Genomic DNA, 24,921 nt, shown 5'->3' with positions numbered 1-24,921 from the left:
GCAAATTTCTCAATCTAATTTCAGAGTTGCGCGAACTTCCGGTAGCTCGAAGATTCGTCGCAGCCACCCGGCCTGCTCACGAGGCTCCAAGAATGGGTGATCGCGATAGATGGCCGCATAGGATTGATCGGCGACGTCGTCGATCTCGCGAATCGTGTCCGCCGCTGCATCTCGGATCCGCTGGACGTAAGGCGTGGCGAAAAGCAGGTGATGTGGGTCGACGTGCCCTGCGTCGATAAATCCCTTGGTCTTCTTCGGGCAGCGGCAAGGATTGCTCGGATTCACCAGCCCGCATTGGTGGTTCATGAACTGATACAGGTCGCGGCGGGCTCGGGCCAGACACTGGCGAAAGTTGTCGGCCGTCATATCTATGACTTCGCCGCCGACGGTGTCGCTCGCGCCGATGATCTCGCCGAGCGTGAAGATCAATCTCTGTCGTCGATCCAGGCAAAGCAGCATGCCTGTCGTGCAGGCGACCTTGGTTTCTTCCACCAGCAGTGGCACGTCTACCGGCACGCTCTTCGGATCGGGCAAATCCAGATCGGGAGTGCCATTGATGGCGTCCGCGTAGGCGGAAAAGGTGTACGGCGTTGCCTCAGCACCGCGGCGTTTCATGTTAAGCACGTGATTCGCCGTAATGCGGTAGAGCCAGGTACGGAACTTGCTATCGCCGCGAAACGTGCTGAGCCGGGTGACGACCTTAATCAGCACTTCCTGCGTTACCTCTTCGGCATCCTGTGGCTCGAAGACCATGCGAACGGCAATATTGTAGATCCATGCTTGATGCCGCAGAATCAGCTTTTCGAGGGATTCACGGTCGCCGCCATTCGCCTGGCGCACCAACTCAGCATCGTCAGAATCATCGTCTGTCGCTTCAGCGAAAGGATTTGGCATGGTCATCCCCGTGGGGCATTGGATCAGGTCATTCTACGCGAAGGCAGGCCTCGCCAACTGCTTGGACACCGTCCGGGAGGGACTGTGACAAAGTTGAGGCGATTTTTTTTGTGCCGAGTGGCTTGCAGTCTTGCCGTACTACTCCGCGGCGGGCGGAGATCCACCCCGGGAGGGGAGCATTATGGCTCATGGAGTTCGGCGTAACCGACGGCCGCGGACCAGCCCAGCCGCTAATTACTCGTTGCCGGACATCATTCGCGGCGTTCGGCACTTGCCGTCTTGCGACGTGCCAGGCCATAGAGCGTGAGCGCCAGGGCCAGCATCATGGTGACACCGCACACTTGCAGCGAGGCGGAAACGAACGGGTTCTGCGTGCCGTTCGGCGGGGGGAATTTTTCACTGATCGTCGGCATCAGCGGCGAAGAAGCGCCGGCAAAGCCAGCGATGACGCCCGCCGTGCCGTTGGTCCAGGTGCCGACTTGCAGCAGTACAAACCAGGCCCACAGCCCCACCCGGCCGAGTGCCAACTCCCGCACCAACAGCCCGAAGACCACCATCAGCACCCCGTTGGCGGTGAACTCGATATGAGCCATGACAATGCCACGAAACCAGCCGACGGCCGTGGGCGGGATGAACCCGATCGAGCAGCCGACGAAGATCTGCAGCACACCGAGAAACAGCGTCCAGCGACGGATACGTTCTTGCAGGAAATCAAGCTCACTTGCCATGGATAAGGTTCCTGAACCAAACGAGAAACATGATTGGCAACCCAGCACACTTTCGTGGTGAGAGAAGTATAACGTCTGCCGGCGCTGGGCGGATGGGGAGTTGCTGGAGAGGAGAGCATCTCCACCGGCAGATTAACCGCCGATGCCTGGGTCGGTCGAGTTCAGACAGCGGCGGCTACGGGGACTCTATCTCGCTGAAGCGAAGCTGCACCGCGGGGAGCGGGAGCACCTCGAATGGGGGCTCGTTGTGCCTCTGGTGAGGCCTGACCTATGCGTAGAGGTCGCCATCATCGACCTTACTCAGTGGATCTGGCATCGGCGATCGGGCGCGATGCCAGGCAGTCTATCCCTCCGCCGGGAGCAGGCCGCGCTAGTGAGTGGCTAACTCAGCGCGGCCCTTTCCGATCAATTTTGCCAACTCGACGCGATCCGGATTCAATAACGCTGCAATACGATCTGCATTTACTGCGGCGACAATAATGTGTCCGACTTCAGTACTTACGTCGTCGAAGATGCCCAGCGATTGCATGCGAACCGTTTGCCTTTCGTTGTCATCATTCGGGCTCACGTAGTGGACCGACACCGCCTTGTACCGGTGAATTAAGAACAAGTGCATCAAAGTCATTAGGCGCTTTCGGCGGAACTCGTTATCGTAGGTTTCCTGGTAGCGGAAGGAGAGGATGTCGTTTCCGGTTCGGTCCTTGATCGGAGCGAAGATAATCCCAGCTTTCTTGACCGCAAACTCATCGAGTACGTTTAGCGCCAGAAGTTCCGAGCCAGCCGCATGCGGCCGCAGTTCGGCGTATAGCGGGCCGAAGGCATCATAGTTTTCTCGCCACAGTTCGAGCCATTCATCCAACAGCCGTACGGGGACCTCTGTTTGAACAAGGTGTTGCACTTGGGTCGAACCCTTGCCCATCGCAGCGGTGGTCGCAGTGCGACCCGAGCATGCCATCAGGGCACCATCGAGACGAGGGCCGCCCACCAGTGTTTGCGGTGTCTTGTAGGGAGACTCGACCAGTCGTAGCTTTCTTTGCAAGCGAGCCAGCGATAGCATTCCGTCTTGCTTTAGCGCGGTCGCAAACTCCTCTGCGGCCATGCCGTCGACTTGATGTCCACCGTAGGTGATGAAATTGAACACGAAGCCGAGTTTTCCCAGTTCTTGCGGGAAGGTTCGCATCTGGTCATCGGTCATGCCGGTCGTGTCCCAGTTAAACGATGGCGAGAGATTATAAGCCAGCATCTGATCGGGGTACACCGCATGGATCGCGTCGGCGAATTGCTTGGCATCGTCCAAGTTAGCCGTTTTGGTTTCCATCCAAATCACATCGGCAAACGGCGCTACCGCCAGCGATTTGGCGATGGCGTACCCGATGCCCCCCAAGACGGGATAGAAGCCCTCGGGAGTGCGTCCTAGTTCGCAGTCCCACACGACGTTCAATCCCATACGTCGACTCCTGTCGCGGGCTTCGCGGTGACCAACGGTGCTCGACCAAGCCAGCCACTCGTCCACAGTAATGTCGAAGTTTTGCCCTTCGTCGATATGGAAGGCCATCGCGTCGGCCACAGCTTTTCCGAACGTCTTGAGACCTGCCTGCAATTCCCAAAGTTCTACAAACTTGTTGGATACGTCGCTGAGGATCGCATCGATCGGGAGCACCCGATCTTCCCTGTGAGCCTCGAGCAGCGCCGTGATCAGGTGGAAGATACCCATCCGCTGCAGCCAAGCATTCGCCACTTCGTAATCTCGGTCCGAGATCTGGTACAGCAGGTGCCCGTAGACCTCCACGTCACCAACTTCATAAAGTTGCTTAAGGATGGCGAGGTATGCCGACCGCCACTTGGGCACGTCAGTATTCGTTGCGCCCAAGATAAACGGCTGATCGCGTTCGTCGCCTCTTCCGTCCAGCAGCGTCGCTGCTTCGGCATCGGTCCGCGCGACGATGATACCGGGGACCCCCATGACGTCCAGCTGGAAGCGAGCGGCGTTGAGTCGCTTTATCTGCTCATCCACCGGCACCAGCACTTTGCCCCCTTGATGTCCACACTTTTTACACCCCGGCTTCTGGTCCTCGATGTGATAACCGGGGACGCCCACTTCGACAAAGCGGCGGACGAGGTTCCGCACGTGAGCATCGCCTCCGTGTCCGGTATCCGCATCGGCGATAATGAACGGCCGGTAATCGCATTTGGGTGCAAGAGCTCGTTGATCATCAGTCATCCGCGACCTGGCAAACTGCTGATTCTTGTCGGCAGTCAACAGGGCTCGGACGATGGGGGCAGCTTCGTCGGGCACCTGGCTCAGTGGATAGCTGGCCAGGTCGGCGCCCGGATCTTCTTCGATGGATCCCTTGGCCGACGTGGCCCACCCGCCAAGGTAGATGCCTTCGATACCGGCCCGCTTCATCACCACGGCTTGCCCGGGAGAATAGGGTCCAAAGGTCGTTATCGCTTGCCTCTCGCGATACAGTTGACGGAGACGCGCGTACATGCCTTCGGCTGCCTGCCTGGCGATAGCGTAGTCTTGGCAGATCGTACCTCGCTGTTCAGCGACCTGCCGCGGCCCATACAGACGAGTAGTCTGTTTGAATCGCGGGCTTTCCATCCACTGCTTGATTTCACGCACCTCATGATCGAACAACTCCACTTCGTCGGTCTTGGCGCTGTCAGCGGTATCCAGATTCTCTGTGATACGCGTCCCGTCCCGATTGAATCGGCGCAGATACCGGTGAATCCTATCTCGAGCCGTTTGCAGATCGTGATTGTTCAGATTGACGTTCAACAGATCGATGTACCAGGGCACCTTCGTCTCATGACGCACATAGGCATCGACAATCTCTCGCGCGATCGGCAGGGTCGTTGACTTGGAATTCGTATGCACGTCTTTATCACTGGCCTGGAGCAGTTTGTCGTACTCTTCCGCGAGCAGGCGTCGAAATGTCTCCATCGAAAAAACATCGCCCGCGTTGGCTCCCGTGGTCGCGTCGTCCTCGGTCAACTTGGCGCCCTTGTGGACCCATTCCCAGAGGATGCTGAGTCGGATCTCGCCCGTGGCCGCGTCTTCCATCAGGTAGAGCACGTCGTCGTTGCCAAAGAAGTCAGCCGGTTTGAGCGCCGCGGCCTGGAATCCCTGACCAAAGGCATTCCCATATTGCAGGCCGACACTCAGCAGGTCTCGCGCGCCCCGAATCGTGCGGGGCGCATCCTCTAATTGCATTAGGCCGTCTGCATCCGCCTGGGTGTAAGTTAGTCGGGGAAGGTCACGCCCCAGTTGATTGTCCTGCCCCGCCTTTTCCCAAACGGGTCGGACGATATGCACCATCTTCCAGTGGGCCACCCACTTGCCGCTGGCTCCTTCCCGCTGTTCTCGCTCTGCCCCAGCGACGGCTTTCGCCATACTATTGGCCACGCCTTCCGGGGAGCCTACGGGGATATTTGGTTCCATTCCTCCTTGCCAAAGCGCACAACGGCCCTTGATGTCTGGCGTGTTGACCGCGCGGCGCACACGGTCCTCGTAGGCGCGCATATACCCGTAGGTCATGGTGATCGCGTCGATGTTGGGATTAATGAAATCCTTCTTCCAGGCAAGTGCATCGGCGACACTGTTAATGTAGTCCCACCGGCCGGTGTTGTAGCCAACAAAATGCTCGCCCAGGGCAGCGCGGATTTCCATCAACTGGAAAGTGGCCTCTAGTTGTTCGACAAGCACGTAGACTTTGATCGTCCCCGGGGCGAGATCGAGGTGATCTTCCAGCGCGAGCAACATCTCGTTCCACAGAGCTGCTTCCTCGGCCGTTTGAATCTTCGGGAGATAGAGGACAATGGACGATCCGTCTCGTTGTAGTTGTTGATAGTTGTTCGCCACGTACAGCGTCAGGTCGACAATGGACGCGGAGAAAGGCCTCCCCTGTTGGTCACGAATGTGCCGATCGTCAAGATGAAGACCGCGGGCGCGGAAGATTTTCGTCGTGAAGTCCAGTTGTGCCTGCCAGTCCTGGATGATGTCGTGGCCGAGGAACTTCCGAGACCAGGCGTTCATATCGTCAGCCACCCGGCGTGCCACCCCCATGAAGACATCGTCCCTGTGGATGGCAAGTTTCAGGTTGCGCTGATTATCTAATGACATGCTGCCGATTTGCCCGAGGGCGTCCTCGCCATCGAACATCCAACCATCAGCGCCGGAAAGCAAGGCGTAGGCGACGTTTCGAATGCTGGATTCGATCGGTGCGTTCGGTTTGGCAGCGGGCCCGGTGCCCTGAATCCATTGCCGCTGGAGGTCGGCAGGAATCTCCGATCCCACAAAGTTACCTTCCCGCGCCTGTTGTACCTTGATCTCTGTGCGAGGAATGAAGGAGTCGGCGTCTAAAAAGCGAATGCACTCTTGCTCGCGAAAGCGGCGCAAACGACGCTCGATGCGCGCGGCCATCAACTGCTTTTGGTCGCCATTGAATCTGGCCATAGCCGTCAGTGCCGACAGAACCAGGGGGGTGTAGACATCGGAATAACTGGATTGCAGATCATCATGAATCAACAGTCCCTGGGAACTGGTTGTGGGAGCTTGCGGTGCCACGGAGCGTTCGGTGGAAGGAGTCATTGATCCATCTCCAAAAAGAGAAGCGAACGAAGGAGCAACACAAAAGTAGGGTAAGGAGCAAATCAGATGCCATGCCATCCGTTCCGGTTAGTAGCGACTTGCTGCGGATCCCTCGTGCGAACATCGCTCCTCGCCTGTGCGTATTTGCACAGCGGGAAGAACTGGCTTTTTGAGAATAGACCACGGTCGGTGACGCGGTCACGCCGCGCCCCGGTTTGCTACCACGCTGTCTGATGCGATTGCGGGGCAGAGCAACCTTGTTCCCGTGACGAGCGTATTCAGCGGCATCAAATATGCGGTCGGTTTGTCGATAAGCCGCCAGAAGGATGCGAACGATGAGCCCTTGTCGTGCCAGGCGTCCGTCTCGACGGGTGAGTGCGCACACCCACGTTATTCCATGGCGAGACCAGTCTTTCAGGACTACTTGTCGCAGCTTTGAAGTTGAGTGCGAGGCCAGTTCAGCGAGTACACTACAATCGAAGCGAGCAAGCCCCCATGCAACGCATTTCTGAACGAGATGTATCCGGCCGCCCGCTCTCTACCAGCCGGCTCGCCAACGAGGTAGCTCGGCTAATTCGCGATGGCTTTGCGCGATTCCACGACACGTTTCGCGGCATTACGCGCAAAGCGGCGCAGCGGTTCGCCCGCCGCGACTGGCGGGGGCTTCACCAGGATGCCAGACAGCGACTCGAGTTGCGCGACCAAACGCTCCAGCAGGTGCTGGAGAATGTGCAAGATAGGCTCGGCGATCGACTCCAATCACGAATCACGTGGGCCGGCATCAAGGCCGTCTATTCGGGTCTGATCCAGCCCCGCGATGACTGGGAACTGGCTGAGACCTTCTACAATTCGGTCACTCGCAGGGCGTTCCGCACGGTGGGGGTCGATCCGGAAATCGAGTTTGTCCACACCGATTTCGCCAAGCCCCCCACGCCTTCGCAAGAGAACGTCTATCGGTGTTACCGTGCCGCGTCTACGGAAGATCTGATCGGCAAGATGCTCGCCGATCGCCCCGACCTATTCCTCTCTCCGGATGCTATCAGAGAAGGCGCGGCTCTGGTCGCGTCGCGCGTTGCAAAGGACTTCAAAGAGCGAGGGATTGTCCTGAACGTATGCGAAACCCAAGTTGCCAAGGCCCTGTTTTACCGCGGCGAGCACGCCTACCTGATGGGCCGTGTGCCATATCAAGATGGCTGGCTTCCCTTGGTGCTCTGCCTCACGAACGACGACCGCGGACCGCACGTCGAAGCGGTATTGCTGGAGGAAAACGACGTGAGCCTGCTATTCAGCTTCACGCGATCCTACTTTCACGTTGAAGTGTTTCGACCATACGACGTGGTGCAGTTCATTCAGTCTCTGATCCCGCGCAAACGGGTCGCGGAGATCTATATCTCCCTGGGCTACAACAAGCATGGCAAAACAGAACTGTACCGCAACGCGCTCCGCCATTTGGCCCGCACCGACGACCTGTACCAGATCGCGGAGGGAAACCGGGGGATGGTTATGGTTGTGTTCACGCGGCCGACCTACCCGGTGGTGTTCAAGGTGATCCGCGACCACTTCGACTATCCGAAGGAGGCAACCCGGCAAGAAGTGATTGACCGTTACCACCTGATATTCCGCCACGACCGTGCCGGACGATTAGTCGACGCGCAGGAGTATGAGTATCTCGTGCTCCAAAGAGCCCGTTTTACCGAACAACTCTTGGAGGAGTTGACGCAGTGTGCGGCCCGCACCGTGATGGTGCAAGGGAAGGAAGTGATTGTCAAGCACTGCTTTGCAGAGCGGCGCGTCACCCCGCTGAACGTCTACCTCCAGCACGCCGACGAGCAGGCCGCTCGTACGGCGGTGCTTGATTATGGCCGCGCGATCAAGGATCTCGCACTCACCAATCTATTTCCGGGCGACCTGCTGCCCAAGAACTTCGGCGTGACTCGCAACGGGCGGGTGGTGTTCTACGACTACGATGAGGTGTGCTTGGTGGAGGAGTGTAACTTCCGCAAAATCCCCCACACTGGCTACTACGACGACGAGATTGCGGCAGAGCCATGGTTCGGCGTGGGGCCAAACGACATTTTCCCCGAAGAGTTCATCCATTTTCTTGGCCTGTCCCAGCCCCTGAGGGAGCTATTCGTCCAGCACCACGGAGACCTGCTCGAAGCTGACTTTTGGAATCACATCAAACATCAAATAGCCGAAGGGAGGCTATTTCACATTCCGCCTTATGCAGAGTCGAAGCGGCTCCAACGTCCAATCCGAGTCGGCTGAGACATCCTGAAAAGGCTGACAGCAGGTATTCTGCTCTAACTAGCGAGGACTTGCCATGCTCTCCATCATTCAACGACGGGAGCAAGTAGCCCAGGAGTTGAGCCAGCGCTGCCCGGAGATTCAGGCAGAGGTGGTGGTCGACCAACTGGACCAGGGCCTGGCCCAACTCGGAGACGCATTGATCGAGCGAATACACGTCGATCTGGAGAGGGAGACCGGCATGGATTCGATGCTGGCACCGCTCTCAGTCGATCAAGAGCGTAGGCAGGTGCGTAAGGCGCAGACTGAGGCCGACGCGTACGCTTGCGTTCTGATTGAAGAGGAAGGCATGCGAATGTCGTGCTTAAGGCAGCCCAATGATTGGCTCTTGGAATGGGCCTTTCGTTTGCGGTTTGGCGAACGTGCCGCATATATCCAGGAGCGGCGGAGGCCGCTCTACCACAGCTTGCGCTCGCGCGAACGCCGGGGGCGGTTTGCGTCGCTCGTGTATCACGCACTGCCCGAGTGCAAACGAGCACCAGCGGTACTATTCCGCTTGTACTCTCGCGCGGCGCGGATTGTAACGGTGCTAGCCTTTGGCGACCAAGATCGCGCCAATGCACTCCGCAGGGAACAGTGCGAGTTGTTGGCGGCAATCAACGATTGCCGTGAATGTAACGGGCGTCTGTTGCCGCCGGGCCAACATTGCGCAGCTTGTGGCAATCCCCTTTGGAACTACCGCTACCTCAGGTCCTACTAATCGAGCCGCGAGGCGCCTGCCAGGTCCCGCCTTGGATTGAATCAACCGGACCAGCCGACAGCAGGTACCTGGGCCTGTATCCTGTTGCTGGCGTGGATAGGGGCGCTGTGAATCACGCCTCCGTGCGCGAGCTTGAATCCCTATTGCCAGGTTCAGGCCTCACCGCCGGATGGGAGGAAACCGCTTCGACCAGGCGAGAATCTGTAAGCTGGTACGGCACGCCCTAAGAGTCGCTATCCTTCTGGGTGCCAATAGACATGATCTGTGTCCAGAACTGCTTCTGCAGATCCACCCATTTCTCGACGCCCATTGGCATCCCCAACTTCATCACTTCGGCAGGTTGCATTGCTTTGACGTTGGTGAGCATTTGCTCTTGCAGTTCCTTGAGCACGGCTTCTTGCATTGGTGCCACGTCTGGTAGCCCCATGAACCGCCGGGCCTCTTCAGGGGTACAGTCCACGTTGATTGTGATCTTCATTTACCGGCTCCTACCTATGGACGGCGTCGAATGGATGACAGTGAATCGTACCAGATCTTGCAGCACGCGCCCTGAGTCGTTCGTGAACAGCCGCGTGCAGCAATTGCGGGGTGGTGAACTGAGACCGGCACGTTGGTGCTAGTTGCCGCCTGGAATGTCATGCACCGACCGAGATCGCTGGTGATGTAAGGTCAGATTCAAGTCGCCGGTCCCTTACGTCGACGGACTACGAGTGTGACGTCCAAATGATAGCGGTACACCCAGCCCCTCAATCTGCTGCTGACGAGAAACGAAGCAGCACGGGCCTCTGGAATCCAGCGACAACCACCACGCAGTATTTCCAAGAGAATTCGGAGCGGCGGCGGGTGAACCACCCAACCACTGGAGGGGATTGGGGAGACCTGCCGAGCATTTTTCCGCATCAGCAACCCGGCCGCCGTTGTGCAAGTCGAGGTAGAGGTCCAACCTGCAGATCCGCAACTCTCCGCGGCACGCATCACCTCGGCAAACTCCGCCCGGCATCTGCAACGCGTCGGCCAGATACGGAGCGGCACTTTCGATCTGCCCTCGAAGTGCCAGCTGTAAGAACTTCGCTGTTGAAATCGCGTGGGGGTGTGATCCAATTGAAATGCGTGAAGCTGCGCGCACCCGGCGAGCGGGGGGTCGTGGAGGCCGTGGACAGGCCAGTGGTGGATGGATCAGTAAGTCGTCGGGGCCAACCGCGGGTGAAGGCGGGAAAGCCAGTGCTGGAGCCGGTCGAGAGTTTTGGGCCAGGGTTGGGGAACAACGGTGGGGAACAACTTCCTGGTTTTGTCGCACCCCGCGGTCGGCAAGGGCTATGAAACAAGGGGTTTCACCACCTGGGGGGGACCAAAACTCGGGGGGGTTTTGGGCCCATGGATGAAAATTGGGGGAGGTTGTGGAAAAACTCGGCGGGCGGCGGGACGGTGCTGGAAAAAGTGAAAACCGAGGGTCGGGCTGGGACCAGTGCTGGCTTGTCGTTTTGCGTGCTTTTCGCAGCCTTTGCACCGCCCTGCTCCGCTAGCAATGCCATCGCACCGCCAAACCCAATTTGACAGTTTTGCTGGTTGACTCTATCGATTAGGCCGATCTTTACGGTGAGGGCCCGCTGGTCGGCTGCGCACCTGTTGCGCGTTGGCCGATAGGTGGTTCACTACCCGAGACCGAGAAAGGACGCTCGATCGTGTCACGCATTGCCTCCGCTTCCGAATGGCTGTTACGCTCCCCACTGATCTGGGGTGGTATGGCGTCGATGTTCATGTATGCCTTGTTGAAGCAGGACATCATCCACAGCCCGCTGCTTGATCGTTATTTGATGGGGCACTGGATTGAAGTCGGCACAACCGTGCTGTTCTTCATCGCCATGGCGGCCATCGCGTTTCGAGCGTTGAGCCTGATTCCGCAAAACATGGTACTGGAGCGAACGCTGCTGGAACCGCCCACCGTGGGCGGCCAACCCACGAGCGACGCCCCGCGTCTGGCCGAACAACTGGACGACGTTCCGCCGCTGTTGCAGGAGACTTACCTGGTTCGCCGCCTTCGTGCGGCGCTCGAGTTCGTGCGCCGCAAGGACTCGGCCGAGACGCTCGACAAACAACTCCACCACCTGGAAGAAGTCGACCTGGATCGCATGTCGTCCGGCTACGCGTTGGTTCGCGTGGTGCTGTGGGCGGTGCCGAGCCTCGGCTTCTTGGGCACCGTGATCGGTATCGCCGCGGCGATTGGGCATCTGTCGTTCGACGCGGACAACATCGTCGAGTCGCTCAAGCAAGTGATTCCGCCACTAACTTCGGCGTTCGACACCACGACGCTGTCGCTCGCCCTGTCGATTCCCATCATGTTCAGCAAGTTCGTTGTCGAGCGAATGGAGCAAAACGTGCTGGAGAAGGTGGATGCCCGCACCGAGGAGGAACTGGTCGGCCGATTCTTCGAATACGGCTCGGCGAACGATCCACAGGTGGCCGCCGTACGGCGAATGGCCGAGCAGGTAGTCCGCACCGTCGAAGCGATGAGCACCCGCCAGGGACAGATCCTGCAGGACACCATCGAGGAGAGCCATCGCCACTGGGCCGACATTACTTCGGCCACGGGCAAGCTGCTGGACGAATCGCTGCAAGCCACGCTGCACGACAGCCTGGAACGCCACGCCCAGACGTTGACTTCGGCCACCGACCGCCAGGTGCAGGCACTCGAACACCTGCTGGGGCATCAACTGTCGGCAATGAACACCAACATCGAAAAGCAGATTGGCATGCTGAACGACGGCGTGCAGCGCAATGTGAACGCCATCGAGAACGGCGTCGTCAACCGGATGGGTCTGGTGGACGATGTGTTCGCCAAGCAGATTGGCGAGTTGGAGAACATGGTCAACAAGCAGGTCGAAGTGCTGAGCCTGGCCATCCAGTCGCAAGCCGACATGGTGCAGCAAGGCACCGGCGACCTGATCGGGCGACTGCGGGATGGCCTGGAACGGATGGCCGAACTGCTGGTCGAAGCCCTGCACAAGCATGGCGAAACGCTCACTCGCAGCGAGGAAGAGCTGGCACAGGAGAACCGCCGCCACCTTTCGGAAGTAGAAGCCGCGCTGGGCGAAGCCATGGTGCTGTCGGCCGATCGCCAGGAGAAGCTGGTGAGCCAGAGCGAGAGAATGCTGAAGGACATGCAGGCGGCCCTGGTCGACGCCGCCGGCGCGACGGTGGAACAACAACAGCAACTGGTCCGCCAGGGCGACATCCTGCTGAAGGTGGTCGACGCCACAGGGCAGGTGAAACAACTGGAAGAAACGCTGAACCAGAACCTGGCCACGCTGGGTCGGACGCACAACTTCGAAGAAACCTTGTTGAGCCTATCGGCCGCCATTCAATTGCTGAGCGCCCGCATGGGACGCGACGGCGTCAACCGTCCCCACGTGGAGTTCGACGGTCCCTCGACCGGCACCCCTGCTAGCCACGCCGCATGAGCCGCGCATCCCGTCGCGACAACTCGACAACTGCCTCGCTGTTCCCCTTTCTGGCCGTGCTATTGTGCACGATGGGGGTGCTGGTGGTGTTGCTGGTGGTGATGGCCAGCGTGCAACTCGACCAGGCCAAGAGAAAGCAGCTGGCCCAACAGCCAGTCGCTGCACCACCGGTGGATGAAGCGCTGCAGGCGAAGCTGCGGGCGGAGATGGCCCGGTTGGATGGCGTGGCGGAGCAGTTCAAGCAGCGCCGCGCCGAGATGACCGAGCAACTGCAAGAGGAGCAGCAACGGCTCGGCCTGGTGGAGGAGAACATCCGCCGACGTCAGGAGCAACTGGTAATGCTGCGGGCGGAAATCGACGAGTTGAATTCCCTCGACGAGGGCAACACCGACGATGTGCAGCAGGCCACCGAACGCCTCGCCCGCCAGCAAGAGCTGATCGCCGAGATGCAGCAGGAGATTGAAAGCCTGAAGCAAAAGGCGGAGCAGCGCGGCGACAACTACTACGCGATTGTTCCCTACGTGGGTCCCAACGGGGTGCGTCGGCAGCCGATCTTCATCGAATGCCGACGGGACTCGGTGGTGTTCCAACCCGAGAACATCGTACTCACGCCGGAAGACTTCAATGCGAGTGTTGCGGCGGGCGGTCCCTTGGTGTCAGCCATTCGCGCTGCGCATCAGTATTACAAGGCTCATGGGCTCACCAGCCAGCAAAAATCATATCCATTGGTGGTGGCTCGCCCCGACGCGGCAAGTACGCTGTACCTGACAACGGACATGCTGGCCAAGTTGAACATCGATCACGGATACGAGATCGTCGACGAGGACTGGCAAATCGATTACGGCACGGCCAACCCCGCCCTGGCGCAGGAGATGTCGCATGCCGTGATGAACGGGCGAATGCGGCTCGCCCAACGACGGGAAGAAGCACCCGCCAAGTTTGCTGCCAGTCAGGTGCGGTCGTTCAAACCGGGGCCAAACCTGCTCGACCAGGTCCGCAGTGGCAAGCTAGCGGGCACCGCGATGGGCACCAGTGTCACCTCGGACACGGCCACGCATGTGTCGTTCGGCAATCGCCCGCTGGATGCCCGCGAGATTGCGCGGCTGCTGGAAGCCTCTCAATCTCGGCCGATGGAATCGACCGACGCCAGCGCTTTGTCCCAGGGCGAAGGATTGCCCAACATGCGTGGCGAAGGCCCCCAACCGGACCGCTACGCCGAGATCGACCGCCAACAGGCGCTACAGCAATCGCAGATGTCCTCAGGTCAGCAGGGCCCTTCGCAGCAGTCTTCGGCGGCCATGGCCAACCAGTCGCAACCGAACGCTGCGATGAGCGAAGATGACCAGTCTCCGCAGGCGGCCGGCAGCGAGTTTTCCGTCGCATCCAATGGCACCAGCCAGCAGCCCACCGGTGCCACAGGCACGGCCGCCAACGGCAATTCGATGCAGGCAAATGCGAAGCCGGGCAACTCGGCCGGTGGCGGCGCGGGTGCGCCCGAGGAGGGACCCCCGGGCATGGCGATGGTCCGCACCATTCATGTAACCGTGTCGGGGCAACAGTTAGTGGTCCGTTCGGGACGTCGAACACGCGCCAGCACCGCGATTCCGCTGGACGTGGGTACCAAGCACGCTGCGCAGCGCTTCGTACGAGCGATTCAGGCCGAAGTGGCGGACTGGGGAATCGCAGGACAAGGCCTGTACTGGAAACCGGTGCTCGACATCGCCGTGGGCCCTGGTGGTGAAGAGGTCGCCAATTCACTAGCGACGTACCTCCGCCAAAGTGGTGTCGAGGTACGCGTGGCGCGGCTGCCCTAACCAAATGGAGATGGGACAAACACAATGGCTCGGCACCGTAGCGACTCGGACATGTCGGACAATGGCGTCATGGACTCGTTCCTCGACATCGTTGCCAATATCGTCGGCATCCTGATCCTGCTGGTAATTGTGGTGGGCATTCGCGCTGCCATGCAGCCCCATCTCGATGCCCAGGCGCCGGTAGCACAGCAAGCACCTGTTCTTACCGAAGCGTCAGTCACGGCTCGCGTGGAATCGCTGACCCATGAAAAACTATCACTCGCCAAACTTCACAACCAACTCGTTGGCATGGTGAACGAAGCCGACCAGCGCGACGCGGATCGGATCGGATTGGCCACGCACATTGCAGCGGTGGAAGAGGAACTCAAACACAAGAAGTCCTCTTTGGAAGGAGCCGAAAAAGAGCGTTTGAAGCTTCGCACGGCCATGGCCAAAGCAGACATGCAGTGGCAAAAACTGATGCTCGAGAAGGTGGCCATCGAATCGCAGGGAGCGAAAGCCAAGACACTGGTGCACACACCCACTCCCATGGTGAGGAGCGAAAGCGATAAACGGCTCTACCTGCGCGTGGAGCATGGTAAAGTCGCGCTGGTACCGTTGGAGGCCCTGACCCAGAAGTGGAAGGGCCGTTCGCCCGATTCACTGGTGCGCGATCTGAAACGCAACAACGGCATCGGCGAATTGGAACCGGTCGGCAACTACGTCCTGTACTACACGCACCTGCCTGTCGAGCCCCCCGCGGGACCGCGAGGGGTATACGCCCTGGCAGGGGAGATCCACCCCGTCGTCGATGGCCTGGGGGTCACCGTCGACGAAGCCCTCGCCCAGGGATCCGATCTGTCCAGAGCCCTGGAGGCGACGACGCCCCAGCAAACCGTCGTGCTGGTGTGGGCCTATCCGGACAGTACGGCCGAAGTACGCAAGCTGCAAAACGCGCTGCGTCGGCGCGGGTTCGCCGTCGACTTGCGACTGCTGGAAGTGGGCCACCACATCGCCTTCTCACCACAGGGACGCGGCACTGCCGCACAGTAACCATGTCGGTTGGGCGACAGCGTTTCGAATCCCACGACAATCAGCCCGCGCCGCGTCAAACTTCCGAAGGCGATTGGGTGACTGGCTGGGCCGGCACGTGGGGTTGGGCAGGAATCTTTGGCTGCGGTACCCCCTGCGATTGCGCCGTCGGCTGCGGAGCCGAATCCGTGGTCGACTCTGAGGTCGGCTCCAACAAGTCGGCAATACTGGTCTGCGAAAGTTCACCACGAACCAACCCCGCCAGCCGGTTCATGCTTTGCGACATCTGAGTCCGAGAATATTCCGAAAGGGACGGCAACGGCGGAATGCTCGGCACGATGGGCGTGTCGAACGCTTCGAAGACGTCCAACAGGCTGATCTCCTCGGCTGGCTTGGCAAGCACGTAGCCGCCTTCCACGCCGCGGATGGAGTTCAGCAGACCATTGTTCACGAGTGTACGAAGGATCTGTAGTAAGAATCGCTCGGGCATCTGGCCCTCGCGAGCCAACAGATTGCAGGGGATAGGAGACTTGGAGTCAGCAATAGCCAACTGCTGCAACGCCTGAACGGCGTACGCCATGGAACGAGATACCTTCATAACAGAGTCTCCCTTGCTCAAGTCGCTCCATCCGTCCGGACGAAGTTCGCCACATAGGCCGATACGCCAAGATGTGTCACTCACCTGCCGCCGCGGGACAAGATCGTCTGACCTCACAGGCAGCGACTAAATGACCATTCTTTGGTCGTGACAGCTTATGAAGCGGGGGACAAGTTCGGTCGTGAATCTGACCAAAATTAGCATGGTCATTGTACACATCTAAACGACGATCCCCAGTGGAATCCCGAATCCAACCTCCAAATATGTGGAAATCTCTATGACTTGTATTCCAAAAATCGGAATCGTAATGGGGCCTGCCGATTTTGAATACTCCGTTCTCATGGTCAACCAGATTCCGCATACGGGATGTTGCCCCATGATCTGAGCACCACCTCCGATCAGAGTTGCGCATAGCGCAACCCTGAGTGAGAACAAAGCAGTAAGAGCAGGCTGTCGGCGACGCGCGAAGCTAACTCGTTTGCGTCTTTGCGTCTTTATCCGGCATGAACAGCGAACGGTAGAAGACGATCGCTGCCCCGACTACCAGCAGTGTGTCGGCGATATTGAAGTTGGGCCAGCGGTACTCCGCACCCCATTGAAGCAGAATCCAATCACGAACCGCTTTGATCGATTCGCCATGAATCTGTTCGCCATGCAGGCCCAAGCGATCGTACAGATTTCCCAGAATGCCGGCCATCACACAGCCCAGAGCAAAGGTGAGCAAGGCGTCGGACGCCGCGCCGAAGCGAAACAACCAGATGGGTAGCGCCACGGCGGCCAGGATGCCAAAGGCCGCAAACACCCAGACATATCCCTGGCCCATGCCAAACAGGGCGCCTTCATTCAGGCTCAACTGGAAGCCGGCGTAGTCGGAGATCACCCACCAGATGTTGCCGTTGCGCAATTCCGCTTGCGAGAACATCCACCACTTGCTGACCAGATCGGCAACAAGCCCTAGAACGGCCGGCACCACAAACAGCGCAATGCGACTCTTGGGAACCGGTGCCGTGGCACTCTTCGTATGGCCACCAGCGTAGGGGTTGGCAGCTTTGCCCGCTTCGTTGGACATCCGCTGTCCCTCCCATGGTCGTAGCATTCGAGTCTTGCCCCTGACTGCTTGACTCTAAACGCTCGTCGGTGGCAATATTCAGCTTTTTTCTAGCTTCTCAGCACACTTAATGCAAACGGGCGTGTAGGGAATCGCGTTTAAACGAGTCTTGGGAATCACGCCATCGCATTCAACGCACTTGCCGAAGTTCCCCTCTTCCACTCTCGCCAGCGCCCCGTCGATTTGAGCCAACGTATCTTCTTCGGAGGCGACCAGGCTCAGGGTAAACTCTTGCTCGAAGTTCTCACTTCCCAACTCGGCCATGTGAATCGGCATGCTAGAAGATTCGCCTTCCAGACCGGAGTTTCGCAGGGCGGCGTCGGCCATGGCATTGACGTCGCCACGGAGGCGAGCGCGAAGGAGGAGGAGTTGATTCTTGTAGGCCTGCGTGTCGCTCTTCTTCATCTAGGGTCTCCAGAATCGGGGGCCGTCCGGCCAAAATGCCGTAAGGTAACAAAGGAGCACGAATCAAGGGTCGCTTCCCGCTATGGGGGGAGACTCGTCATTATAACCCGACTCACTTGACAGGTCTACGAATCGGTGGCGTATTGGAGTGCTGGCAGCCACGAGTTGCGGACCTGCCAGGAGTGCATTAAACTTCAGTAACTCGTTTGCCGATGGTGGGTTACGGCTCCTGGAGCTGTACTTTCTCACCCCTTGGCCGTGCCGGCGCGAACACCGCCCCACGGTGCCTGATCCGTGTTTCCAGTCCTTCGTCGTCGTCGGAGTTCGCGCCGTGTCGCCCCCCGTTGCCACCACTAAAGACATCGCCTTACAGCAGTGCATCATGCCTGGCTGTGGTGCCACGTACGACGTTGGCGAGGTTCGCACCAGTTGCGACGCTTGCGGTTCCCTGCTCGATATTACCTATCAGTGGAATAAGGTCGCCGTACCCAAGACGCTCAGCGAATTCGAAGCCAAGTGGACCCGTCGCAACGATCCGCTCTGCCGCAGCGGCGTATGGCGGTTTCACGAACTACTGCCGTTCGCTACGCCAGACAAGGTCGTTACCATCGGCGAAGGCCAAACCCCGCTGATGCCCAGCGACGGCGTGGCTAGCTTTGTCGGAATGAAGCCAGGGCAGTTGTTCCTGGAGTACGAAGGGATGAACCCTTCAGGCAGCTTCAAAGACAATGGCATGACGGCCGCCTTCACCCACGCACACACCATCGGCGCCAAACGCGCCGCCTGCGCTTCGACCGGCAACACCAGTGCATCGCTCGCCCTGTACTGCTGCGTCAGTAAACTGATGCAGGCTGTGATCTTCATCGGCTCGGGCAAGATCAGCTACGGCAAGCTCTCGCAGGCGCTCGATTACGGCGCGCTGACCATCCAGATCACTGGCGACTTCGACGACGCCATGCAGCGTGTCCGCGAAGTCAGCAGCCGCATGGGTATCTACCTGGTGAACAGCGTTAATCCATTCCGCCTGGAAGGTCAAAAGACCATCATGCTGCGGGTGCTCGAGAGCCTCAATTGGGAGGTGCCCGACTGGATCGTGGTGCCGGGCGGCAACTTGGGTAACAGCAGCGCGTTTGCCAAGGCCTTTCACGAACTGAAAGAGCTTGGCCTCATCGACCGCATTCCCCGCCTGGCGATCATCAATGCCAAGGGGGCCGACACGCTCTTCGAGTTGTATGAGAATCGTGGCCTACGATGGAACGCCGGCGTGCCCAACAGCGAAGTGGTCGACAATTACTACGCAGAACTCGATGCTGCCCACCGCCGGGCCGATACCATCGCCAGCGCCATCGAGATCAACCGTCCGGTGAATCTGTTCAAGTGCATCCGCGGACTGGAATGCATGGATGGCGTAGTACGCGAGGTGACCGACCAGCAGATTCTAGACGCCAAGGCACAGGTCGGCGCCAGCGGACTCGGCTGCGAACCGGCTAGCGCCGCGAGCGTGGCCGGAGCCAAACTACTGCGTGAAGAGGGTGTGATCGACGCCGGTGAGCGGGTGGTATGCATTCTTACGGGGCATCAACTCAAAGACCCCACCGCCACGGTGGCTTATCACACCAGCGACCAGAAGGAATTCGACCGCGTGCTCGGCAGCCGTGGCGTCAGCCGGGCAGCGTTTGCGAACCGCGCGGTACAGGTGGAAAACGACCTGGACGCCATCGTTCGGGCGATTCAACTCAACAGCTAGCAGCTTTCAACATGCCAATCGAAGTAGCCATCCACGGAGCGGGCGGACGCATGGGCCAGCGGCTCATCGCGCTCGGCACGGCAGCCCCCAACATCAAGATCGTCGCGGCCATCGAATCGGCCATGAACCCCAAGGCCCGCACCGACGCAGGTGTGCTGGCCGGCGTCGGAGAGATTGGCGTGCCCCTGAGCCCCGAGTGGCCCGACCGAGCAGGGGCCGTGATCGACTTCTCGCTGCCCGCCGCGACCGACAATCTCGTGGCCAACTGCCTGGAGCACAAGACACCTCTGGTGTTCGCCACCACCGGTCTGAGCGACAAACAGGAAGAACTGATTCGTACAGCCAGCGAGCAGATTCCCATCGTCAAGGCAGCCAGTATGAGCATGGCAGTCAACTTGACCATGAAGCTCACCGAGATCGCCAGTCGTGCCCTGAAGGATCATCCCTCGGGCGCCGATGTCGAGATCATCGAGCGGCACCATCGCTTCAAGGAAGACGCCCCCAGCGGCACCGCCCTGGCCTTTGGCAAGATCGTGGCCGACGCTATGGGGCAGTCACAGTCGCAGCACGGCCGCTCCGGCAAGACGGGTGCCCGGCCACACGACGAGATTGGCTACCACGCCATCCGTACCGGCGACAACCCTGGCGAGCACACCATCATTTTCGGCCTGCTGGGCGAAACGATCGAGCTGCGCGTGGCGGCCACCAATCGCGACTGCTACGCCCACGGTGCGTTCGCCGCGGCCGAGTGGCTGCAAGGCAAGCCACCAGGTCTCTACAACATGCAGGACGTGCTGGGGCTCAATAGTCTCTAGCACTGTCCGCTGCCGTGAAGTGAGTTTTAAATGGCCAAGTGCGACGAAGGCTATCTGTGCGAAGTCTGTGGCCAGGACGTCTCGTCGCTGGTCGACAGCGATCTGTACCTGCGGTACGTGATCGGCATGCTCGATCCTGAAGTGCTGCACACGCAGAAGGAACGCCACATCCGCTGCAATCCCACGCTGGCTCAGTTCATCGTGGACGAGAAGTTCGAACCCGTCGTAGCCGAAGGCGACTTTGACAAGCGGGCGCTCGATCCGCAGTTCGTCTACCTGCGAGAGCAGCTGGTGACCCGCGGCTGGCATCGATTGCGAGAGTTGGTGCAACAGGACCTGCCGATCATCGAATACCCGCTACCTGAAGTGGTCGAAAATATTCGCCACCGTTCCGGCTACGAACAGTAAGTGCTGCGGCAACGCCCTGATCTTGCGGCCAAGGTTCGATGCGGGCCATAATCGCCCACATGCAACACGAAGCCAATCCTCATGAACCATCGATCGTTGGCGACAAGCCAACTTCGGCCGAGCCGCCTACCATTTCGCATGCGGACCAGCCGCAACTGCTATCCGATCGCAGCTTTTGGGGCATGGCAGCCACTCAATTCCTGGGCGCGTTCAACGACAATCTGTTCAAGCAGCTCATCCTGCTGCTGGCCATCCCGGTGGCGGCAGCAAGTTTGGTGGCTGCGGTAAACGGGGCGGGTGGCGCCGGTGGCGCTGGCGCCGCCGTTGCCGAAGGAGTCGCCGGTGGCGCAGTGCCCAAGGGCAAACAGGATATCGCCACGGTGGTCTTTGCCGCCGCCTTCCTGTTGTTTTCCGGCGTGGCAGGCTGGCTAGCCGATCGCACCAGTAAGCGAACGCTGATCATTGCCTCGAAGGTGGCCGAGATTATGGTCATGCTGGCCGGCATGATCGGATTCTACCACTACAACCTGATTGGTTTTGAGGGCATGCTAGTCGTCCTGTTCTTCATGGGGCTGCAAAGCGCCTTCTTTGGTCCCCCCAAATATGGAATCTTGCCCGAAGCCATCCGCGCGTCCGACCTGCCGCGGGCCAACGGCATTTTTTTGATGTTCACGTTCATCGCCATCATCTTCGGCGTAGCGCTGGCAGGCTTCTTGAAGCAGGAACTGGGCCACGACCGCATTTGGATGGTCTCGGGCGTCTGCGTATTCATCGCCGTGCTGGGCACGCTCACGTCGCTGATGGTATGGCGAGTGCCAGCCGCGCAACCCGGCGCCAAGCTCCGCAGCCAGGATCTGTTCATCCCCGGCGAAATGTTTCGGCTCATTCGCAGCAACCGTCAGATACTGCTGGCACTCTTGGTGAGCAGCGTGTTCTGGATGCTGGGCGCCGTGGTGCAGGCGGGCGTTAACCTGGTGGGGCTGATGCAACTGGGCGTCGGCGACGCTTTGACCAGCCTGTTGGCCGCGATGATGGCGGTCGGAATCCCTGCCGGCTGCGTGCTGGGCGGAATCCTCTCCAAGGGACGCATCAACCCTCGTGTGGTAACCGCCGGCGCGTTCGGCATGTTTGTCTGCCTGGTATTGCTATCGCTTCCAGGTGGACCAACGGGACATTTACTGGGATTCTACGGTTCGATCCCAGTGCTGATCGCCCTGGGATTCTTCACCGGCATGTTCGTGGTGCCGATACAGGTATTGCTGCAAGTGCTGCCACCGCCGGACGACAAGGGACGCATGATTGCCACGATGAACCAGTGCAACTTTGCTGGCATCCTCATCGGAGGCATTTTGTTCGGCGTCGTCACAGCGGTGCTGGCCGCCAATGGTTGGCGTCAGAACCTGGTGTTCGGCGTGACCGCCGCCATCATGTTGCCTATCGCCCTGTTCTACCGCCCCGAAGAGCGGGCGCTCAGCGACGAGTAGTGGAGCGGAGCTAAATCGACCGGGGACTAAGCCTCGTCGCTCTCGACAACTGTCGCTTCGCCAAACTGCTCTTCCAGCACCTTGCGAGCTGGTTCGCTGTCGAAGCCTTTGTCCGTCACCGCAACCGTGACAATCTTCTGCTCGGCATCGGCCTGCACGTCCGCGACGCCCTCGATGTCCTTCACCAACTGGCAGGCGGTCGCTGCGCAATGCTCGCAGTGCAGCCCCGGAACATTAAATTCGATGGTCGGGTTGTTGTCTTCGTTAAACACCACGGCCACCGGCTGCACGGCTGCAGTATCAGCGGCGGCAGGAACGGCCGTCGACTCCGTTTCGGAGCAACCAGCCGAGGCGACTAGCGACATCAATCCAATGGCGAACATCATACGCATGGGAAGGGTTCCTCTTTCGGGGAGATTTTGCCGCCGAGGACTGCCGGCGGCGGAGGGCGTAACCGGCTGCTATTTTACGATTCCGAGGCTATCTCGACCAGTTCATCGCCACGGGGCAATTCGTCCGACATGTTACGAATGTCCTGGGTGATTTTCATCGAACAGTACTTTGGCCCGCACATGCTGCAGAACTGGGCACTTTTGAACGTGTCCTGCGGCAGCGTCTGGTCGTGATAGGCGCGGGCCGTTTCGGGGTCCAGGGCCAGGCGGAACTGCTCGTTCCAGTCGAACTCGAAACGTGCTTTACTCAAAGCGTCATCCCGATCGCGGGCGCCCGGCCGATGGCGAGCCACGTCCGCGGCATGAGCGGCAATCTTGTAAGCCACCATGCCTTGCTTGACGTCTTCCGGTTCGGGCAGCCCCAGGTGTTCCTTGGGCGTCACGTAGCACAACATGGCTGCGCCGTACCAACCGGCAAGCGCCGCACCGATGCCACTGGTGATGTGGTCGTATCCCGGAGCGATATCCGTGACCAACGGACCGAGCACGTAGAACGGCGCGCCGTCGCAAACTTCGATCTGACGATCGACGTTCATCTTGATCTGATCCATGGGCACGTGGCCGGGACCTTCGACCATGACTTGCGTGCCCCGCTCGCGGCCGCGCTTGGTGAGCTCGCCCAGCACGTCGAGTTCAGCAAACTGGGCATGATCGCTGGCGTCCGCCAGACTGCCCGGCCGCAGGCCGTCGCCGAGGCTCCAGGTTACGTCGTACTGCCGCATGATATCGCACAGATCGTCGAACGACTCGTACAACGGGTTCTGCTTGCGGTGCGCCATCATCCACTTGGCGATCAGCGAACCACCGCGGCTGACGATGCCGGTCACGCGGTTAGTCGTATACATCAGATGCTCCAGCAGCACGCCGCAATGCACGGTCATGTAGTCGACACCTTGCTTGGCTTGATGCTCAACCATGTCGAGGAAGTTCTGCGGCTTCATCTCCTCGATCTCACCGCCCAGTTCTTCCAACATCTGATAGATGGGCACCGTGCCAATCGGAACGGGCGAGGCCTCGATGATGGCTTTGCGAATGCGGTCGATGTCCTTGCCGGTTGAAAGATCCATCACCGTGTCGGCGCCGTGGTGTACCGCCAGGTGAAGTTTCTCCAGCTCGCCATCGATGTTGCTGGTCACGGCCGAGTTGCCGATGTTGGCGTTCACCTTGCACTTGGCCGCGATACCAATGGCCATGGGCTCGAGGCGACCAGCCAGGTGCACAGTGTTCGCCGGAATGACCATCCGCCCGGCCGCTACTTCACTGCGAACCAATTCGGGTTCGAGATTTTCGCGTTCGGCGACGAACTGCATTTCGGGAGTGATGTTTCCAGCGCGGGCTAGTTCGAGTTGGGTTATCGGTTGAGACATGATCATCGAGTTGCTGGAGAAACATGGCTCGGCAATGCGATGCCGTAACCATAGGGAGGATCGGGATTTGTATCATCCTACCGCCGCGAGACTTGATGTCAAAGATGGGGCACTCCGCCGGGCCCGTTGCTCTCGTCCGCCTGTTCGGGAACAATGCATCGTTTCGCAGACCCCTGCCGGGAGCGCTGACGCCTATGCCCGAACGTGTGATTGCCATCGGCGACATCCATGGCTGTGCCAACGCCCTGACAGCCATTCTCGGACTAATCGAGCCTGCGGCGGACGATACGCTGGTCGTGCTGGGCGATTGCATCGACCGTGGCCCCGCCAGCAGACGCGTTATCGAGCTGTTGCTCGAGCTGGACGGTCGCTGCAATCTGGTCCCCCTGTTCGGCAACCATGAAGAAATGCTGCTAGCTGCGGTCGATCGCCCGGGCACCGCCATCAGTTGGCTGTCCTGCGGTGGGAGCGACACGCTGGCCTCGTACGGTGCTGCGTCGGCCCAGAAGCTGCCGCGCGAACATCTGCTCTACATCCGAACTTGGAAAGACTACTACGAAACCGACACGCATTTTTTTGCACACGGCAGCTACAGCCCCCGGGTGCCGCTGGACCAGCAGGAGTGGGGCTACGAGCGTTGGCAATCGCTGCGCGACCTGCTTCCCGAGCCTCACCAGAGCGGCAAGACTGCTATCGTGGGGCACACCTCTCAGAAGGACGGAGAGGTGCTCGATATAGGACATCTGGTCTGCATCGATACCTATTGCTGCGGAGGCAAGTGGCTCACCGCATTGGACGTGTCCAGCAATTCAATCTGGCAAGTGGATGCCAGTGGCAGACCTCGTGGCGGCTAGGAGGCGTCCACGCCGAGGCGAATTCGCGGGAACCCGACCGAATAATCGGTACATGCAGTCCTTCCCACCCGTTTCGGCGCACAAATCTTTCGCCGGACTCTCCTGAAGTCGATATACTGGAAGATATTGCGGGGTGTGCCTTGCCCCTTAATGTGACACACCCACTGTGAGCTTGCC

19 protein-coding genes are annotated in these 24,921 nt (G+C 59.6%); 10 read left to right on the top strand and 9 right to left on the bottom strand.

All coding sequences use genetic code 11. The features are described from left to right. Window positions 1-9 precede the first annotated feature (9 nt). From NG895_RS06610 to NG895_RS30475, 3 genes are all read right to left on the bottom strand, one after another. Entirely contained in the window at window positions 10-894 is an 885-nt protein-coding gene (locus tag NG895_RS06610) for an RNA polymerase sigma factor (protein ID WP_252851676.1), read from the bottom strand. Window positions 895-1,145: 251 nt separating this feature from the next. Continuing rightward, window positions 1,146-1,622, bottom strand: coding sequence for a hypothetical protein (locus NG895_RS06605; RefSeq protein WP_252851675.1), 477 nt, complete (start codon window positions 1,620-1,622; stop codon window positions 1,146-1,148). Window positions 1,623-1,992: 370 nt separating this feature from the next. Beyond that, window positions 1,993-6,216 (bottom strand): isocitrate lyase/phosphoenolpyruvate mutase family protein, encoded by a 4,224-nt coding sequence (locus tag NG895_RS30475; protein ID WP_279675992.1) that lies wholly within the window; start codon window positions 6,214-6,216, stop codon window positions 1,993-1,995. Window positions 6,217-6,711: 495 nt separating this feature from the next. Here NG895_RS30475 and aceK point away from each other — a divergent pair, with 495 nt between their 5' ends. Both aceK and NG895_RS06585 read left to right on the top strand, forming a co-directional pair. Continuing rightward, window positions 6,712-8,484: a bifunctional isocitrate dehydrogenase kinase/phosphatase gene (gene aceK, locus NG895_RS06590; protein ID WP_252851674.1), complete on the top strand. Its 1,773-nt coding sequence runs from the start codon at window positions 6,712-6,714 to the stop codon at window positions 8,482-8,484. A 55-nt stretch (window positions 8,485-8,539) separates the two neighbouring features. After that, window positions 8,540-9,223 (top strand): hypothetical protein, encoded by a 684-nt coding sequence (locus NG895_RS06585; RefSeq protein ID WP_252851673.1) that lies wholly within the window; start codon window positions 8,540-8,542, stop codon window positions 9,221-9,223. 223 nt (window positions 9,224-9,446) lie between these two features. Here the strand turns inward: NG895_RS06585 and NG895_RS06580 are convergent, their stop codons facing one another. Then, complete coding sequence (locus NG895_RS06580; RefSeq protein ID WP_252851672.1) at window positions 9,447-9,701, bottom strand: DUF6489 family protein; 255 nt, start codon at window positions 9,699-9,701, stop codon at window positions 9,447-9,449. A gap of 1,204 nt (window positions 9,702-10,905) precedes the next feature. On the opposite strand from NG895_RS06580, the gene NG895_RS06575 reads away from it, so the two are divergent. The 3 genes from NG895_RS06575 to NG895_RS06565 are packed head-to-tail and all read left to right on the top strand — an operon-like array spanning window position 10,906 to window position 15,527. Continuing rightward, complete coding sequence (locus NG895_RS06575) at window positions 10,906-12,681, top strand: MotA/TolQ/ExbB proton channel family protein (protein WP_252851671.1); 1,776 nt, start codon at window positions 10,906-10,908, stop codon at window positions 12,679-12,681. Continuing rightward, window positions 12,678-14,495: a hypothetical protein gene (locus tag NG895_RS06570; protein ID WP_252851670.1), complete on the top strand. Its 1,818-nt coding sequence runs from the start codon at window positions 12,678-12,680 to the stop codon at window positions 14,493-14,495. Before NG895_RS06575 ends, NG895_RS06570 begins: the two co-directional genes overlap by 4 nt. 24 nt (window positions 14,496-14,519) lie before the next feature. Then, window positions 14,520-15,527 (top strand): hypothetical protein, encoded by a 1,008-nt coding sequence (locus NG895_RS06565; RefSeq protein ID WP_252851669.1) that lies wholly within the window; start codon window positions 14,520-14,522, stop codon window positions 15,525-15,527. A 55-nt stretch (window positions 15,528-15,582) separates the two neighbouring features. Here the strand turns inward: NG895_RS06565 and NG895_RS06560 are convergent, their stop codons facing one another. From NG895_RS06560 to NG895_RS06550, 3 genes are all read right to left on the bottom strand, one after another. Further along, window positions 15,583-16,104 carry an RrF2 family transcriptional regulator gene (locus NG895_RS06560; protein ID WP_252851668.1) on the bottom strand — a complete coding sequence of 174 codons (522 nt, stop codon included), beginning with the start codon at window positions 16,102-16,104 and terminating at the stop codon, window positions 15,583-15,585. Window positions 16,105-16,573: 469 nt separating this feature from the next. After that, window positions 16,574-17,173 carry a signal peptidase II gene (gene lspA / locus NG895_RS06555; protein ID WP_252851667.1) on the bottom strand — a complete coding sequence of 200 codons (600 nt, stop codon included), beginning with the start codon at window positions 17,171-17,173 and terminating at the stop codon, window positions 16,574-16,576. Window positions 17,174-17,251: 78 nt separating this feature from the next. Beyond that, window positions 17,252-17,617 (bottom strand): TraR/DksA family transcriptional regulator, encoded by a 366-nt coding sequence (locus tag NG895_RS06550; protein WP_252851666.1) that lies wholly within the window; start codon window positions 17,615-17,617, stop codon window positions 17,252-17,254. Window positions 17,618-17,948: 331 nt separating this feature from the next. Between NG895_RS06550 and thrC the strand changes: the two genes are divergently transcribed. The 4 genes from thrC to NG895_RS06530 are packed head-to-tail and all read left to right on the top strand — an operon-like array spanning window position 17,949 to window position 22,071. Beyond that, window positions 17,949-19,364, top strand: coding sequence for a threonine synthase (gene thrC / locus NG895_RS06545; RefSeq protein ID WP_252851665.1), 1,416 nt, complete (start codon window positions 17,949-17,951; stop codon window positions 19,362-19,364). 11 nt (window positions 19,365-19,375) lie between these two features. Beyond that, complete coding sequence (dapB, locus tag NG895_RS06540) at window positions 19,376-20,179, top strand: 4-hydroxy-tetrahydrodipicolinate reductase (protein ID WP_252851664.1); 804 nt, start codon at window positions 19,376-19,378, stop codon at window positions 20,177-20,179. A 30-nt stretch (window positions 20,180-20,209) separates the two neighbouring features. Further along, a complete protein-coding gene (locus tag NG895_RS06535) occupies window positions 20,210-20,587 on the top strand; it encodes a hypothetical protein (RefSeq protein ID WP_252851663.1) in 378 nt (125 codons plus the stop codon). Window positions 20,588-20,646: 59 nt separating this feature from the next. Beyond that, window positions 20,647-22,071, top strand: a complete 1,425-nt coding sequence (locus tag NG895_RS06530; protein ID WP_252851662.1) for an MFS transporter — start codon at window positions 20,647-20,649, stop codon at window positions 22,069-22,071. A 26-nt stretch (window positions 22,072-22,097) separates the two neighbouring features. Here NG895_RS06530 and NG895_RS06525 read toward each other — a convergent pair whose 3' ends face one another. Beyond that, entirely contained in the window at window positions 22,098-22,463 is a 366-nt protein-coding gene (locus NG895_RS06525; RefSeq protein ID WP_252851661.1) for a heavy-metal-associated domain-containing protein, read from the bottom strand. 74 nt (window positions 22,464-22,537) lie between these two features. Beyond that, on the bottom strand, window positions 22,538-23,878 hold the full coding sequence (gene thiC / locus NG895_RS06520) for a phosphomethylpyrimidine synthase ThiC (RefSeq protein WP_341871433.1): 1,341 nt from the start codon (window positions 23,876-23,878) through the stop codon (window positions 22,538-22,540). A gap of 206 nt (window positions 23,879-24,084) precedes the next feature. Between thiC and NG895_RS06515 the strand changes: the two genes are divergently transcribed. Beyond that, a complete protein-coding gene (locus NG895_RS06515; protein WP_252851660.1) occupies window positions 24,085-24,744 on the top strand; it encodes a metallophosphoesterase family protein in 660 nt (219 codons plus the stop codon). The last annotated feature ends 177 nt before the right edge of the window (window positions 24,745-24,921 follow it).

Origin of the sequence: Aeoliella straminimaris, assembly GCF_024054565.1 — a bacterium.
Lineage (GTDB): Bacteria > Planctomycetota > Planctomycetia > Pirellulales > Lacipirellulaceae > Aeoliella > Aeoliella straminimaris.
The sequence above is the reverse complement of the archived record's forward strand: the minus strand, read 5'-3'. Positions and strand labels throughout refer to the sequence as shown.